At 70.0% G+C, this 13,853-nt stretch carries 12 protein-coding genes; 10 read left to right on the forward strand and 2 right to left on the reverse strand.

Going from position 1 to position 13,853, the window contains the following annotated elements; all coding sequences use genetic code 11:
• The first annotated feature begins 36 nt into the window (after positions 1-36).
• Both ACIBG6_RS11110 and clpX read left to right on the forward strand, forming a co-directional pair.
• A complete protein-coding gene (locus ACIBG6_RS11110) occupies positions 37-699 on the forward strand; it encodes an ATP-dependent Clp protease proteolytic subunit (protein WP_376405880.1) in 663 nt (220 codons plus the stop codon).
• A gap of 156 nt (positions 700-855) precedes the next feature.
• Positions 856-2,139 (forward strand): ATP-dependent Clp protease ATP-binding subunit ClpX, encoded by a 1,284-nt coding sequence (clpX, locus tag ACIBG6_RS11115; RefSeq protein ID WP_024755522.1) that lies wholly within the window; start codon positions 856-858, stop codon positions 2,137-2,139.
• A gap of 80 nt (positions 2,140-2,219) precedes the next feature.
• Here clpX and ACIBG6_RS11120 read toward each other — a convergent pair whose 3' ends face one another.
• Positions 2,220-3,179: a hypothetical protein gene (locus ACIBG6_RS11120; protein WP_399222285.1), complete on the reverse strand. Its 960-nt coding sequence runs from the start codon at positions 3,177-3,179 to the stop codon at positions 2,220-2,222.
• A gap of 138 nt (positions 3,180-3,317) precedes the next feature.
• Here ACIBG6_RS11120 and ACIBG6_RS11125 point away from each other — a divergent pair, with 138 nt between their 5' ends.
• Entirely contained in the window at positions 3,318-5,939 is a 2,622-nt protein-coding gene (locus ACIBG6_RS11125) for a valine--tRNA ligase (protein ID WP_399222286.1), read from the forward strand.
• Between the two features lie 235 nt (positions 5,940-6,174).
• Positions 6,175-7,314, forward strand: a complete 1,140-nt coding sequence (locus tag ACIBG6_RS11130) for a sensor histidine kinase (protein WP_399222287.1) — start codon at positions 6,175-6,177, stop codon at positions 7,312-7,314.
• Positions 7,315-7,318: 4 nt separating this feature from the next.
• Here ACIBG6_RS11130 and ACIBG6_RS11135 read toward each other — a convergent pair whose 3' ends face one another.
• Positions 7,319-8,341: a rod shape-determining protein gene (locus ACIBG6_RS11135; RefSeq protein ID WP_399222288.1), complete on the reverse strand. Its 1,023-nt coding sequence runs from the start codon at positions 8,339-8,341 to the stop codon at positions 7,319-7,321.
• A 100-nt stretch (positions 8,342-8,441) separates the two neighbouring features.
• Here ACIBG6_RS11135 and ACIBG6_RS11140 point away from each other — a divergent pair, with 100 nt between their 5' ends.
• The 6 genes from ACIBG6_RS11140 to mreD all read left to right on the forward strand — a co-directional run bounded on the left by ACIBG6_RS11140 (position 8,442) and on the right by mreD (position 13,852).
• Positions 8,442-9,941, forward strand: a complete 1,500-nt coding sequence (locus tag ACIBG6_RS11140; protein ID WP_399222289.1) for a bifunctional folylpolyglutamate synthase/dihydrofolate synthase — start codon at positions 8,442-8,444, stop codon at positions 9,939-9,941.
• Positions 9,942-9,946: 5 nt separating this feature from the next.
• Positions 9,947-10,321 carry a DUF4233 domain-containing protein gene (locus tag ACIBG6_RS11145; RefSeq protein ID WP_399222291.1) on the forward strand — a complete coding sequence of 125 codons (375 nt, stop codon included), beginning with the start codon at positions 9,947-9,949 and terminating at the stop codon, positions 10,319-10,321.
• 65 nt (positions 10,322-10,386) lie between these two features.
• Positions 10,387-10,800 carry a nucleoside-diphosphate kinase gene (ndk, locus tag ACIBG6_RS11150; RefSeq protein WP_055643470.1) on the forward strand — a complete coding sequence of 138 codons (414 nt, stop codon included), beginning with the start codon at positions 10,387-10,389 and terminating at the stop codon, positions 10,798-10,800.
• A gap of 268 nt (positions 10,801-11,068) precedes the next feature.
• Positions 11,069-12,088, forward strand: coding sequence for a rod shape-determining protein (locus tag ACIBG6_RS11155; protein ID WP_125753625.1), 1,020 nt, complete (start codon positions 11,069-11,071; stop codon positions 12,086-12,088).
• Positions 12,089-12,176: 88 nt separating this feature from the next.
• Entirely contained in the window at positions 12,177-13,187 is a 1,011-nt protein-coding gene (mreC, locus tag ACIBG6_RS11160) for a rod shape-determining protein MreC (protein WP_399222292.1), read from the forward strand.
• The gene (mreD, locus tag ACIBG6_RS11165; protein ID WP_399222293.1) at positions 13,184-13,852 is read left to right on the forward strand and encodes a rod shape-determining protein MreD; all 669 of its coding nucleotides are present in this window, start codon (positions 13,184-13,186) and stop codon (positions 13,850-13,852) included. Before mreC ends, mreD begins: the two co-directional genes overlap by 4 nt.
• The last annotated feature ends 1 nt before the right edge of the window (position 13,853 follow it).

Here is a 13,853-nt window from a genome sequence, read left to right on the forward strand (position 1 = left end):
AGCCCACCGAACGCCACCAGGACGGTGAACACCCAGATGCAGAACAACCTCTCCGCGAGCGGCCTTTACACCGGCGCGCCGATGGACAATCGCTACGTCGTTCCGCGCTTCGTCGAGCGCACCTCGCAGGGCGTCCGCGAGTACGACCCGTACGCGAAGCTCTTCGAGGAGCGCGTGATCTTCCTCGGCGTGCAGATCGACGACGCCTCCGCCAACGACGTCATGGCGCAGCTCCTGTGCCTGGAGTCGATGGACCCGGACCGCGACATCTCCATCTACATCAACAGCCCCGGTGGTTCCTTCACCGCGCTGACGGCGATCTACGACACGATGCAGTTCGTGAAGCCGGACATCCAGACGGTCTGCATGGGTCAGGCGGCCTCCGCCGCGGCCGTGCTGCTCGCCGCCGGTACGCCCGGCAAGCGGATGGCCCTGCCGAACGCCCGCGTGCTGATCCACCAGCCCTCCGGCGGCACCGGCCGTGAGCAGCTCTCCGACCTGGAGATCGCGGCCCGCGAGATCCTGCGGATGCGGAGCCAGCTGGAAGAGATGCTGGCCAAGCACTCCTCGACGCCGATCGAGAAGATCCGCGAGGACATCGAGCGTGACAAGATCCTGACCGCCGAGGACGCCCTCGCGTACGGCCTGGTCGACCAGATCGTCTCGACCCGCAAGAGCACGGCCTCCTCGGAGCGCTGACGCCCGACCTTCCCTCGGCACGGGGCACAGGACGCATTCCCGTCCATGTGAACCGTGCCAAGGGGGGCCCGAACGGGGGGCCCGGCAAGGTACCGTCGAATATGAGGCACCAGGAGTCGCTGAACCAAGCACTCCCAGGCGAAGGGGAAGCACCTCGTGGCACGCATCGGTGATGGCGGCGACCTGCTCAAGTGCTCGTTCTGCGGAAAGAGCCAGAAGCAGGTGAAGAAGCTCATCGCAGGACCCGGTGTGTACATCTGCGACGAGTGCATCGACCTCTGTAACGAGATCATCGAGGAAGAGCTCGCGGAGACGAGCGAGGTGCGCTGGGAGGAACTCCCCAAGCCCCGCGAGATCTACGAGTTCCTCGAGGGATACGTCGTCGGGCAGGAGCCCGCGAAGAAGGCCCTCTCGGTCGCGGTGTACAACCACTACAAGCGCGTCCAGGCCGGCGAGAACGGCGGCGGGGCGGGGCGGGACGACGCCATCGAACTGGCGAAGTCCAACATTCTGCTGCTGGGCCCCACGGGCTCCGGCAAGACGCTCCTGGCCCAGACGCTGGCGCGCATGCTCAACGTCCCGTTCGCCATCGCCGACGCGACGGCGCTGACGGAGGCCGGCTATGTCGGCGAGGACGTCGAGAACATCCTGCTCAAGCTGATCCAGGCGGCCGACTACGACGTCAAGAAGGCCGAGACCGGGATCATCTACATCGACGAGATCGACAAGGTCGCCCGTAAGAGCGAAAACCCGTCGATCACGCGTGACGTGAGCGGTGAGGGCGTCCAGCAGGCCCTCCTCAAGATCCTGGAAGGCACGACGGCCTCGGTCCCGCCGCAGGGCGGCCGGAAGCACCCGCACCAGGAGTTCATCCAGATCGACACGACGAACGTGCTCTTCATCGTGGGCGGCGCCTTCGCCGGCCTGGAGAAGATCATCGAGTCGAGGGCGGGCGCCAAGGGCATCGGCTTCGGGGCGACCATCCGCTCGAAGCGCGAGATCGAGGCGAGCGACCAGTTCCAGGAGGTCATGCCGGAGGACCTGGTGAAGTTCGGGATGATCCCGGAGTTCATCGGCCGTCTCCCCGTCCTCACCTCGGTCCACAACCTGGACCGCGAGGCGCTCCTCCAGATCCTCGTCGAGCCGCGCAACGCGCTGGTGAAGCAGTACCAGCGCCTCTTCGAACTCGACGGCGTGGAGCTGGACTTCGACCGCCCGGCCCTGGAGGCCATCGCCGACCAGGCGATCCTGCGCGGCACCGGCGCGCGCGGCCTGCGCGCCATCATGGAGGAGGTCCTCCAGTCGGTGATGTACGAGGTCCCGTCCCGCAAGGACGTGGCCCGGGTCGTCATCACGGCGGACGTCGTCCGGAACAACGTCAACCCGACGCTGGTCCCCCGGATCGTGAAGAACGACGGCAGACACGAGAAGTCGGCCTGACGGCAGGCAGACAATGAGTGAGGGGGTCCCGCCTTCGAGGCGGGACCCCCTCACTCATGTCCGGTCGGTGACTCGGATGCTCAGAGCTTGACGCGGACTTCCTTGCGCAGCTTGGCGGTGATGGAGGCGGCGTCCTCCATCGAGCCTTCCTTGCCCGCGAGCATGTCGGCCATGTTCGCCGGCGTCACGAAGCCGACCGTGCTGTGGTCCGCCCACACGCAGACCGTCATGGAGAAGGCCGGGGTGGACTCGGCCGCGTTGGCCGCGGACTTGGCCTGCTGGCACTTGAGGACCGCGCCGTCGAGCTCCGCCGGGGTGAACTCCTGCGGGCTGCCGACCAGTTCCGGCTCGCCCTCCTTGGCCGATGCCTTGTCCTTCTCGGCCTTCGCCTTGATGCTCGCGAAGACGTTGTCGACGACCTTCTCGGGGTCGTCGATCTCGCCGTAGAGGCCGCTGAAGGAGATGATCTTGGTGCCGAGCGGGTTGGCGGCGTCCTTCGCCTCGTAGCTGGCGCCGACGTTCGTGGCGTTCTTGACGCCGTTCTGCTCGGCCTCCTTGAGGGAGTCCTTGTCGCCGCCCTCCTTGCCGGGCTTCTTCTTGTACTCCGTGAGCACCGTCTCCGGGGTGGTCAGCTTGTGCGCGCCGTCGTCCGCGACCGAGGAGCCACCGCCGCCGAGCAGGAAGTACGCGCCGACGCCGAGCGCCGCGACGACCGCGACCGCGCCGATGATCAGGCCCGCCTTCGACTTCTTCGGGGCCGGCGGGTGCGGGACGTAGCCGCCGGGGCCCTGGGGGGCGCCGTACTGGGGCTGCTGGCCGTAGGGGCCCGGCTGCTGGGCCTGCGGGTAGCCGTACGGCGGCTGCTGCGGAGGAACGCCCTGCGGGGCCTGCTGCGGGTATCCGTAACCCGGCTGCGGCGCCTGCGGCTGGCCGTAGGGGCCCGGCTGCTGAGGCTGCTGGCCGTACGGGCCCGGCTGGCCGTAGGGGCCGGGCTGCTGGGGCGGCTGGCCGCCGTACGGGCCGGGCTGGTTGTAGCTCATCGACAGGTTCCCCTCACAGGATGTTTATGTCTGCCGAACATCCTGGCGGAAGCGATGACCATGAAGTGCGGCGGGGGCCACACCGTTACCGAACCAAAGCGTTTCAGGACGGGGCGGGGACACCCCTAAACTGGCCCCGTGACCGAGAACACTCAGCAGCAGACAGCGCCCACCACCGAACTGCCGACCCAGTACGCGCCGGCCGAGGTAGAGGGGCCGCTGTACGAGCGCTGGGTAGACCGGGGGTACTTCGAGGCGGACGCGAAGAGCGAGAAGCCCGCGTACACGATCGTCATCCCGCCGCCGAACGTCACCGGGTCCCTGCACCTGGGCCACGCCTTCGAGCACACGCTGATCGACGCCCTCACCCGCCGCAAGCGGATGCAGGGCTTCGAGACGCTGTGGCAGCCGGGCATGGACCACGCGGGCATCGCCACCCAGAACGTCGTCGAGCGCGAGCTCGCCAAGGAGGGCAAGTCCCGCCACGACCTGGGCCGCGAGGCCTTCGTCGAGCGCGTCTGGGAGTGGAAGGCCGAGTCCGGTGGTCAGATCGCCGGCCAGATGCGGCGCCTCGGCGAGGGCCTGGCGTGGAGCCGGGACCGCTTCACCATGGACGAGGGGCTGTCCCGCGCCGTCCAGACCGTCTTCAAGAAGATGTTCGACGACGGCCTGATCTACCGCGCCGAGCGCATCATCAACTGGTGCCCGCGCTGTCTGACGGCCATCTCCGACATCGAGGTCGACTACCAGGACGACGACGGCGAGCTCGTCTCCATGAAGTACGGCGAGGGTGACGACACCATCGTCGTCGCCACGACCCGCGCGGAGACGATGCTCGGCGACACCGCCGTCGCCGTCCACCCCGACGACGAGCGCTACGCCCACCTGATCGGCAAGCGGATCAAGCTGCCGCTGACCGACCGTACGATCCCGGTCGTCGCGGACACGCACGTCGACCCGGAGTTCGGCACGGGCGCCGTCAAGGTGACCCCCGCGCACGACCCGAACGACTTCGCGATCGGCCAGCGCCACGGCCTCGAGTCCATCGAGGTCCTCGACGAGCGCGGCGTCATCACCGTCCACGGCCCCTTCCAGGGCCTGGACCGCTTCGAGGCGCGCTCCGCGATCGTCGCCGCCCTGCGCGCCGACGGCCGGATCGTCGCCGAGAAGCGTCCGTACGTCCACTCCGTCGGGCACTGCTCGCGCTGCAAGACGACGCTGGAGCCGCGCCTGTCGCTCCAGTGGTGGGTCAAGGTCGAGACGCTGGCCAAGGCCGCCGGCGACGCGGTCCGCGACGGTCAGGTGAACATCCACCCGGCCGACATGTCGCAGCGGTACTTCGACTGGGTCGACAACCTCAACGACTGGTGCATCTCGCGCCAGCTGTGGTGGGGCCACCGCATCCCGGTCTGGCACGGCCCGAACGGCGAACTGGTCTGCGTCGGCCCCGACGACGAGGCGCCGACCGGCGAGGGCTGGACGCAGGACACCGACGTCCTCGACACGTGGTTCTCGTCCGGCCTGTGGCCGTTCTCGACGATGGGCTGGCCGGAGCAGACGCCCGACCTGGAGAAGTTCTACCCGAACTCCGTCCTGGTCACCGGCTACGACCTCATGTTCTTCTGGGTCGCCCGCATGATGATGTTCGGTCTGTACGCGATGGACGGTCAGCCGCCGTTCCGCACGATCGCGTTCCACGGCATGGTCCGTGACGAGTTCGGCAAGAAGATGTCGAAGTCGTTCGGGAACACGGTCAACCCGATCGACTGGATGGACAAGTACGGCTCCGACGCCCTGCGCTTCACCCTGGCCAAGGGGGCCAACCCGGGTGTGGACGTCCCGATCGGCGAGGACTGGGTCCAGGCGTCCCGCAACTTCGCCAACAAGATCTGGAACGCGACCCGCTTCGCCATGATGAACGGCGCCACGGTCGAGGGCCCGCTGCCGGACGTCGCGGACATGTCGGCGACCGACCGCTGGATCCTCTCGCGGCTGAACAAGGTCGTCTCCGAGGCGGACGCCTTCTACGACGACTACCAGTTCGCGAAGCTCGCCGACGCCCTCTACCACTTCGCGTGGGACGAGGTCTTCGACTGGTACGTCGAGCTGTCGAAGACGACCTTCTTCGACGGCGGCGAGCAGGCCAAGGTCTCGGCCCGTGTCCTCGGTGAGGTCCTCGACGTCACCCTGCGCCTGCTGCACCCGATCGTCCCCTTCGTCACCGACACCCTGTGGACCACCCTCACCGGCGGCGAGTCCCTCGTCATCGCGGACTGGCCCAAGGACAGCAACTTCCGCGACGAGGCCGCCGAGAAGGAGATCGAGCTGGTCCAGCAGGTCGTCACGGAGGTCCGCCGCTTCCGTTCCGACCAGGGCCTCCAGCCCGGTCAGAAGGTTCCGGCCCGGCTCGACGTGACCGGCACCGCGCTGGCCCCCCACGAGGCGGCCATCCGTCAGCTGCTGCGTCTCCAGCCGGAGGGCGAGGGCTTCTCCGCCACCGCCTCCCTGCCGGTCGCCGGGGCGACGGTCGCGCTCGACCTGTCGGGCACGATCGACGTCGCCGCGGAGCGCAAGCGCCTCGCGAAGGACCTCGCGGCCGCCGAGAAGGAGAAGGCCCAGGCGAACGGGAAGCTCGGCAACGAGGCCTTCCTCGCCAAGGCCCCGGACAACGTGGTCGACAAGATCCGGACCCGCCTCGCCAAGGCGGACGAGGACATCGCCCGTATCCAGACCCAGCTGGCGAACCTGCCGCAGGCGTAGTACGGCACAGGGAGGGGCCCGGAACCGGTACACGGTTCCGGGCCCCTTTCGCGTACCCGGTCAGGACTCCGTGGCCGGGCAGTCGCAGGAGGGCGGCGGTGAAGGAGAGCTGCTCCTGGGATGCTTCGTGCACATTTCTGAGTCGAACAGCAATGTGGGCGAAGTGCCCGATCTCACACCAGAAGGGACTTCGGGTCCACGGCTTCGGGACGAAAGACCTTGGATGATGGACGGCATGTCCCGCCTCCCCACCGTCCCCGCGCTGCGCCGTTGCGTGGACCGGTGGGCCGTCTCGCCCCGCGCCCTCGACGTCGTCGCCGCGCTGAGCGCCTTCGGCCTGATGGTCCTCGACGTGCCCGGGCTCGCCCGCGCCGACAACTCGCTCACCGGGGTCACGGCGACCCTGGTCCTGGCGGCCGGGGCGGCCACGCTGGTGCTCAGGCGCCGGCTGCCGTGGGTCCCGTACCTCGTGGCGCTCGGGCTGATGGGGTGGCTCCACGAGCTCACCATGATCCAGTTCGCGCTGTACTCGATCGGCCGGTACCGGGGGCGGCGGGCCGCCGTCGCCGCCACCGTGTTCTACATCGGCCTGGCGTGCCTCTTCTTCCAGCTGCCCGGCTGGCCCGCCCGGCACGGCGCCACCCTGAGCGACTTCCTGAGCATCGTCGTCCCGATCGGGGTCCTCGCGGCGGGCGTCGGCATCGCCGCGTACCGGCAGGACCTCGTGCGCGCCCTGGAGGTGCAGCGCCGCGAGGCCGCCGCCCGGCAGGCCGTGCAGGAGGAGCGGATCTCCGTCGGCCGGGACGTCCACGACCTGGTCGGCCGCGAGCTCACCGTCCTCGCGGTACGGGCCGAGGTCCTTTCCGTGCGGTCGCGGGGCGGGGCGCACCAGAAGGACTTCGAGGAGCTCGCGGACACCGCCCGCCGCGCCCACCTCATGCTCAACGAGACGATCGTGCGCCGCGCCGACCGGGACGCGGCCACCCCCGGCCTCGAAGGGCTCGCCGCGCTCGCCGAGGAGAGCGAACGGATGGGCAGCCCCGTGGACCTGACGGTCGCGGACGCGGCCAAGGCCCTGTCGCCGCTGCGGCAGGCGGCCGTCCACCGGGTCGTCCAGGAGTGCCTGACGAACGCCGCCAAGCACGGGCCGGGCCTGCCGGTGACGGTCGCGATCACCGTGGAGGGGCCGGACCTGCGGATCGAGGTGCGCAACCCGCTGCCGAAGACCCCGCCGGACCCGGCACCCGTCTCGACCGGCACCGGGCTGTTCTCGATGGAGGAGCGGGTCGTCAGCATGGGCGGGACGCTCACGGCGCGTGCGGAGGACGGGGCGTACGTGGTGACGGCGCTGCTCCCGACCGGCCTGGGGCGCTGATCGGCTACCGGACCCGCTCCGCCTTCCCCATCACCCGCTGAAGGCTGTCGAAGTCCTCCACGCACCGCCCCGAGCCCAGTGCCACGCAGTCCAGCGGCCGGTCGGCGACGAAGACCGGGATCTCCGTCGCCGAGGCCAGCCGCAGGTCGAGCCCCGGCAGCAGCGCCCCGCCGCCGGTCAGGACGATGCCGTGCTCCATCACGTCGCCGGACAGCTCCGGCGGGCAGTCCTCCAGGGTCGCCCGCACCGCCGCGATGATCGCCTCCACCGGCTCGTCGAGCGCCGCCCGCACCTCAGGCACCGTCAGCTCCACCGTCCGGGGCAGCCCGCTGACCTTCTCCCGCCCCCGCACGGTGAAGGTCCGCCGCTCCCGCTCCTCCTCGCCCGGCACCGGCCACGCCGAACCGATCGCGACCTTCACGTCCTCGGCCGTGCGCTCGCCGATGAGCAGCGAGTGCTCCTTGCGGACGAAGTCGGTGATGGCCGCGTCGAGGCGGTCGCCGCCCACCCGCAGCGACTGGGCCGTGACGATCCCGCCCAGGGAGATCACCGCCACCTCGGTCGTCCCGCCGCCGATGTCGACGACCATCGAGCCGCGCGGGTCGGAGACCGGGAGCCCCGCCCCGATCGCCGCGGCCATCGGCTCCTCGATGAGGTGCACCGCCCGCGCCCCCGCGGAGAGCGAGGCGTGCACGATCGCCCGCCGCTCGACCGGGGTCACCCCGCTCGGCACACAGACCACCATCCTGGTGCGGGGCCGGCGGCGGCCCGGGACCGCCTTGCGGACGAAGTGCCGGATCATCTCCTCGGCCGCCTCGTAATCGTTGATCACGCCGTCCTTCAGGGGGCGGATCGCGCTGATCGAGCCGGGTGTCCGGCCGATCGTCTCCTTAGCCTCGGTGCCGACCGCGAGCGCCTGCCGCGAGCCCTCCTGGACCGCCACCACGGACGGCTCGTTGAGCACGATGCCCTGGCCCCGGGCGTAGAGGAGCGTGTTGGCCGTGCCGAGGTCGATCCCTATGTCCATGATCGCCAAGTTTGCCCGGCGACTCCGGCGGACGGGGGACCGAAAGTCCCGAAAGGGGTGGGTCCATGGTCCTGTCGGTACCCCTCCGTAGACTGGGCCCGTGAGCGAGCCGAGCGACCCGAGTGACCAGTTCGACGACATCGTCGACAACGAGACAACGCGTGACCCCGACCTGGCGGTGATCGAGGCCGGCAGCCGCACCCTGCGTGCGCAGGCGGGCCCCGTCCAGGGCGACCCCGTGCCCGGCCGTCCCGAGGACCCGGAGCTCGACAAGGCGCTGCGCGAGGTCGAGACCGAGCTGTCCACCCGCTGGGGCGAGACCAAGCTGGAGCCCTCCGTCACGCGGATCGCGGCCCTGATGGACGTGCTCGGCGAGCCGCAGCGCGCGTACCCCTCGATCCACATCACCGGCACCAACGGCAAGACGTCGACGGCCCGCATGATCGAGGCGCTGCTCGGCGCCTTCGAGCTGCGCACCGGGCGGTACACCTCGCCGCACGTGCAGACGATCACCGAGCGGATCAGCCTGGACGGCGCCCCGATCTCCGCCGAGCGGTTCGTCGAGACGTACGCGGACATCAAGCCGTACGTGGAGCTGGTCGACGCCCGCGAGGAGTACCGCCTCTCCTTCTTCGAGGTCCTCACCGGAATGGCGTACGCGGCCTTCGCCGACGCCCCGGTCGACGTGGCCGTCGTCGAGGTCGGCATGGGCGGCACCTGGGACGCGACGAACGTCATCGACGCCTCCGTCGCCGTCGTCACCCCCATCGACCTCGACCACACCGACCGGCTCGGCGGGACCACCGGCGAGATCGCCGGCGAGAAGTCCGGGATCATCAAGCAGGGCGCGACCGTCATCCTGGCCCAGCAGCCGGTGGACGCGGCCCAGGTCCTGCTGAAGAAGGCCGTCGAGGCGGACGCCACCGTCGCCCGCGAGGGCATGGAGTTCGGCATCGTCTCCCGCGAGGTCGCGGTCGGCGGCCAGCTCCTCACCCTGCGGGGCCTCGGCGGCGAGTACGACGGCGTCTTCCTGCCGCTGCACGGCGCGTACCAGGCGCGCAACGCGGCCGTGGCGCTCGCGGCGGTCGAGGCCTTCTTCGGGGTCGGCGCGGACCACGCGAGGACCCTGGACGCGGACACGGTCCGCCGGGCCTTCGCCCAGGTCGCCTCGCCCGGCCGCCTGGAGATCGTCCGCTCCTCCCCGACGGTGATCCTGGACGCCGCGCACAACCCGCACGGCGCACGGGCCACGGCGGAGGGCGTAACTGAGTCCTTCGGTTTCTCGCGGCTCGTCGGCGTGGTCTCCACGAGCGCCGACAAGGACGCCCGGGGTCTCCTGGAGGCCTTCGAGCCGATCTTCGCGGAGGTCGTCGTCACGACGAACTCCAACCCCCGGGCCACGGACGTCGACGCGCTCGCCGCGATCGCGGTCGAGGTCTTCGGCGAGGACCGGGTCGTCGTCGAGCCGCGGCTGCCCGACGCGCTCGAAGCGGCCATCACCCTCGCGGAGGAAGAGGCCGAGTACGGCGGCGCGGGAGTCCTCGTGACCGGTTCGATCTTCACGGTCGGCGACGCCCGGCTGCTGCTGCGAAGGGGCTGACACCGATGCGCATGCTCTGTTCCTCGACGCTCATCGGCGAGTTCTTCGTCATCGGTTTCGCCGGTCTGGTCGCCATGAAGGACGACAGCCTGGCGATGTCGACCGTCTGGTGGGTCTGCGGCGTCGCGATGGTCCTCTCGGTGCTGCTGTGCGGGATGGTCACCCGTCCCGGCGGCGTGCAGCTCGGCTGGGCCCTCCAGATCGGCCTGATCGCCAGCGGTTTCTTCGTGCCGGTCATGTTCGTCCTCGGCGCGGCCTTCGCCGTCCTGTGGTGGGCGTCGGTGCACTACGGCCGCAAGGTCGACGACATCAAGGCCCGTTGGGCCGAGTCGCAGTCCGGGCAGGCCGCACAGGCCACGGCAGGGCCTGACGCTGCGTAATCGAGGGGCGTGCGGGCCCTGTAGCCTCGGAGGCCCGCACACCGCTTTTCCGAAGGAGTTCCCCCGTGAGCCAGCGCACGCTCGTCCTGCTCAAGCCCGACGCCGTCCGCCGTGGCCTGATCGGCGAGATCATCGGTCGTATCGAGCGCAAGGCCGGCTGGAGCCTCGCGGCCCTGGAGCTGCGCGAGCTGGACCAGGACACGCTGGAGCAGCACTACGGCGAGCACAAGGGCAAGCCCTTCTACGAGCCGCTGATGGGCTTCATGTCCTCCGGTCCGGTCGTCGCGCTCGTCGTCGAGGGCGAGCGGGTCATCGAGGGCGTCCGCCAGCTCGCGGGCCCCACCGACCCGATCGCCGCCGCGCCCGGTTCCATCCGCGGTGACTTCGGCACCATCGTCCGCGAGAACCTGATCCACGCCTCGGACTCCGAGGAGTCGGCGCTCCGCGAGCTGAAGATCTTCTTCCCGGGTCTCGTCTGATCCGATGTCGATCCGGTGCCGATCCGGTGCCGATCGCGTGTTGATCGAATGCTGACCCGGCGTCAGCCGATCAGCACAACCCTGTGGGGCGACCGAAGGAATTTCGGTCGCCCCCAGGCATATGAACGGCAATCCCGGGAACGGATCGCCGCGTCCTGCCGTCACCAGTGTTGAGGTGGACCGACGCGCGGCATCCGCGCGGGCGGCACTACGATGGAAAAACTCCACGCCGCACCACTCTCAGCCATGGGAAATCAAGGGGAACTCAATGTCGTTCATCGGCCGTGACATGGCTGTCGACCTCGGGACCGCCAACACGCTGGTGTACGTCAGGGGCCGAGGCATCGTTCTGAACGAGCCGTCCGTCGTCGCGATCAACACCAACACCGGCGGCATCCTGGCGGTCGGTGCAGAGGCGAAGAAGATGATCGGCCGGACGCCCGGCAACATCGTCGCCGTCCGCCCGCTCAAGGACGGCGTGATCGCCGACTTCGAGATCACGGAGCGGATGCTCCGCTACTTCATCCTCAAGATCCACAAGCGCCGCTACCTGGCCCGCCCCCGCGTCGTCGTCTGCGTGCCCTCCGGCATCACCGGTGTAGAGCGACGCGCCGTCATCGAGGCCTCGACGCAGGCCGGTGCGCGCCAGGTGCACATCATCGAGGAGCCCATGGCGGCGGCCATCGGCTCGGGCCTCCCCGTCCACGAGGCCACCGGGAACATGGTCGTCGACATCGGCGGCGGCACCACCGAGGTCGCCGTCATCTCCCTCGGCGGAATCGTCACGGCACAGTCGATCCGCGTCGCCGGCGACGAGCTGGACAACGCGATCATCCAGCACATCAAGAAGGAGTACTCGCTCCTCCTCGGTGAGCGGACCGCCGAGCAGATCAAGATCACCATCGGCTCGGCCTACGACCTCGACAAGGACGAACACACCGAGATCCGGGGCCGCGACCTCGTCTCCGGCCTCCCCAAGACGGTGGTCATCTCCGCCGCCGAGGTCCGCAAGGCCATCGAGGAGCCGGTCAACGCGATCGTCGACGCCGTGAAGACGACCCTCGACAAGTGCCCGCCGGAGCTCTCCGGTGACGTCATGGACCGCGGCATCGTTCTCACCGGTGGAGGCGCCCTGCTGCGCGGCCTGGACGAGCGGCTCCGCCGCGAGACCGGCATGCCGATCCACATCGCCGAGGACCCGCTGGACTCGGTGGCGCTCGGCGCCGGCAAGTGCGTGGAGGAGTTCGAGGCCCTCCAGCAGGTCCTGGACGCCCAGCCGCGCCGCTAGAGCCGTACGAGCACCACACGAGCAACACCCCACAAGAGAACACGCACAGCCGAAGAACGAACCACGAGGAAAGGCACGGCCGCCGCACGTGAGGGACACACGAGAGAGCCGGCTGCTCCTGGTGCTGCTGATCGCCATCGCGTTCGCACTGATCACGGTGGACATCCGCGGCGGCCAGGAGTCACCCGTCGACGGTGCCCGGCAGGCCGCCGCCGCGGTCTTCGGACCCGTCGAGAACGGTGTGGCGGCGGCCGTCGACCCCATCGGGAACGCCATAGGCGCGGTCCGCGACTCCGGTGAGCGGCACACCCGGATCGCCGCCCTGGAGAAGGAGAACGCCGAGCTGAAGGCCGAGCTCGGCAGCGACGACCGCAACCGGAACCGGCTGCGCGAGCTCGACGCCATGCTCAGGACCGCCGGCGCCGGGCAGTACGGCATCAAGGGCGCCCAGGTCATCGCCATAGGAGCGGCCCAGGGCTTCTCCTGGACGGTCACCGTCGACGTCGGCGCCCGCGACGGCATCAAGCGGGACATGACCGTGCTCAACGGCTCGGGACTCGTCGGCCGCGTCACCACCGTCGGCCCGTCCACCTCCACGGTCCTCCTCGCCAACGACCCCGACTTCACCGTCGGTACGCGCATGGAGAAGAGCGACGAACTCGGCTTCGCCACCGGCCAGGGCGACGGCCCCCTGCTCGTCCAGCTCCTCAACGGCAAGGCCAAGGTGAAGACGGGGGACCGGCTCGTCACCTTCGGCTCCAGCGGCGACAAGCCCTTCGTGCCCGGCGTCCCGGTCGGCGAGATCGTCCGCATCGACCCCGCGGGCGGCGGCCTGACCCGCAACGTCTACGTCCGTCCGTACGTCGGCTTCACCAAGCTCGACATCGTCGGCGTCGTCGTCCAGGCACCCCAGTCCAACCCCCGCGACATGGTCCTGCCGCCGAAGCCCAAGCCCGCGCCGACGGTCACGGTCACGATCACACCGCCGCCACCGGACGGACAGCAGCCGAACGGGAACCAGCAGGGCCAGAACCAGCAGGGCCAGAACCAGCAAGGCCAGGACCAGCAGGGCCAGGACCAGGGGGACGCGACACCGTGAAGTTCAACCGCATCCTCCTCTCCGCGACCCTGATCGTGGTCGCCCTGGTCGTCCAGGTCTCCGTCCTCGCCCGCCTCCAACTCCCCGGCGCCGTCCCCGACCTGGTGCTCCTCACCGTGGTCGCCCTCGCCCTGGCCTACGGACCCGTCAGCGGCTCCCTGATCGGCTTCACCGCCGGTCTCCTCGCCGACCTCGCCCCGCCCGCCGACCACGCCGCCGGCCGCTACGCCCTCGTGCTCTGCGTCATCGGCTACCTGGTCGGCCTCGCCAAGCCCGAGAACGGCCGGCTGACCTCCGCGACCGGCCCCATGGCCGTCGTCGTCGTCGCGGCCGTCGGCTCCACACTCCTCTACGCGGGCGTGGGCGCCCTCGTCGGGGACACCGCCGCCCGCCATGTGGGCCTCGGCTACCTGCTGTTCACCGCGGCGGTCTACGACCTGCTCCTCGCGCCCTTCACCGTGCCGCTCATCATGGCGCTGGCCCGGCGCGCCGAGAACGATCCGCTGTCCGACGCCGGCGGGGCGAACGGCACCGACGTCGCCTCCGGTTGGCTCTCCTCCGGCACGGGCCTGCGGATCGGCAACCAGCGCGGCGGCCTGCGCGTGAAGTCCGCCCGGAGCCGCGCCGCACGGGCCGGCCGCATCAAGGGAGTCAAGCGACTGTGAC

Source organism: Streptomyces sp. NPDC050842 (assembly GCF_044456565.1).
Classification (GTDB): Bacteria; Actinomycetota; Actinomycetes; order Streptomycetales; family Streptomycetaceae; genus Streptomyces.

Excerpts from the sequence above, each read along its gene's own strand:
- ACIBG6_RS11130 (WP_399222287.1), top strand. The coding sequence starts at position 6,175 with ATGTCCCGCCTCCCCACCGTCCCCGCGCTGCGCCGTTGCGTGGACCGG.
- ACIBG6_RS11135 (WP_399222288.1), bottom strand. The coding sequence starts at position 8,341 with ATGGACATAGGGATCGACCTCGGCACGGCCAACACGCTCCTCTACGCC.
- ACIBG6_RS11120 (WP_399222285.1), bottom strand. The coding sequence starts at position 3,179 with ATGAGCTACAACCAGCCCGGCCCGTACGGCGGCCAGCCGCCCCAGCAG.
- ACIBG6_RS11155 (WP_125753625.1), top strand. The coding sequence starts at position 11,069 with ATGTCGTTCATCGGCCGTGACATGGCTGTCGACCTCGGGACCGCCAAC.
- ACIBG6_RS11145 (WP_399222291.1), top strand. The coding sequence starts at position 9,947 with ATGCGCATGCTCTGTTCCTCGACGCTCATCGGCGAGTTCTTCGTCATC.
- ACIBG6_RS11110 (WP_376405880.1), top strand. The coding sequence starts at position 37 with ATGCAGAACAACCTCTCCGCGAGCGGCCTTTACACCGGCGCGCCGATG.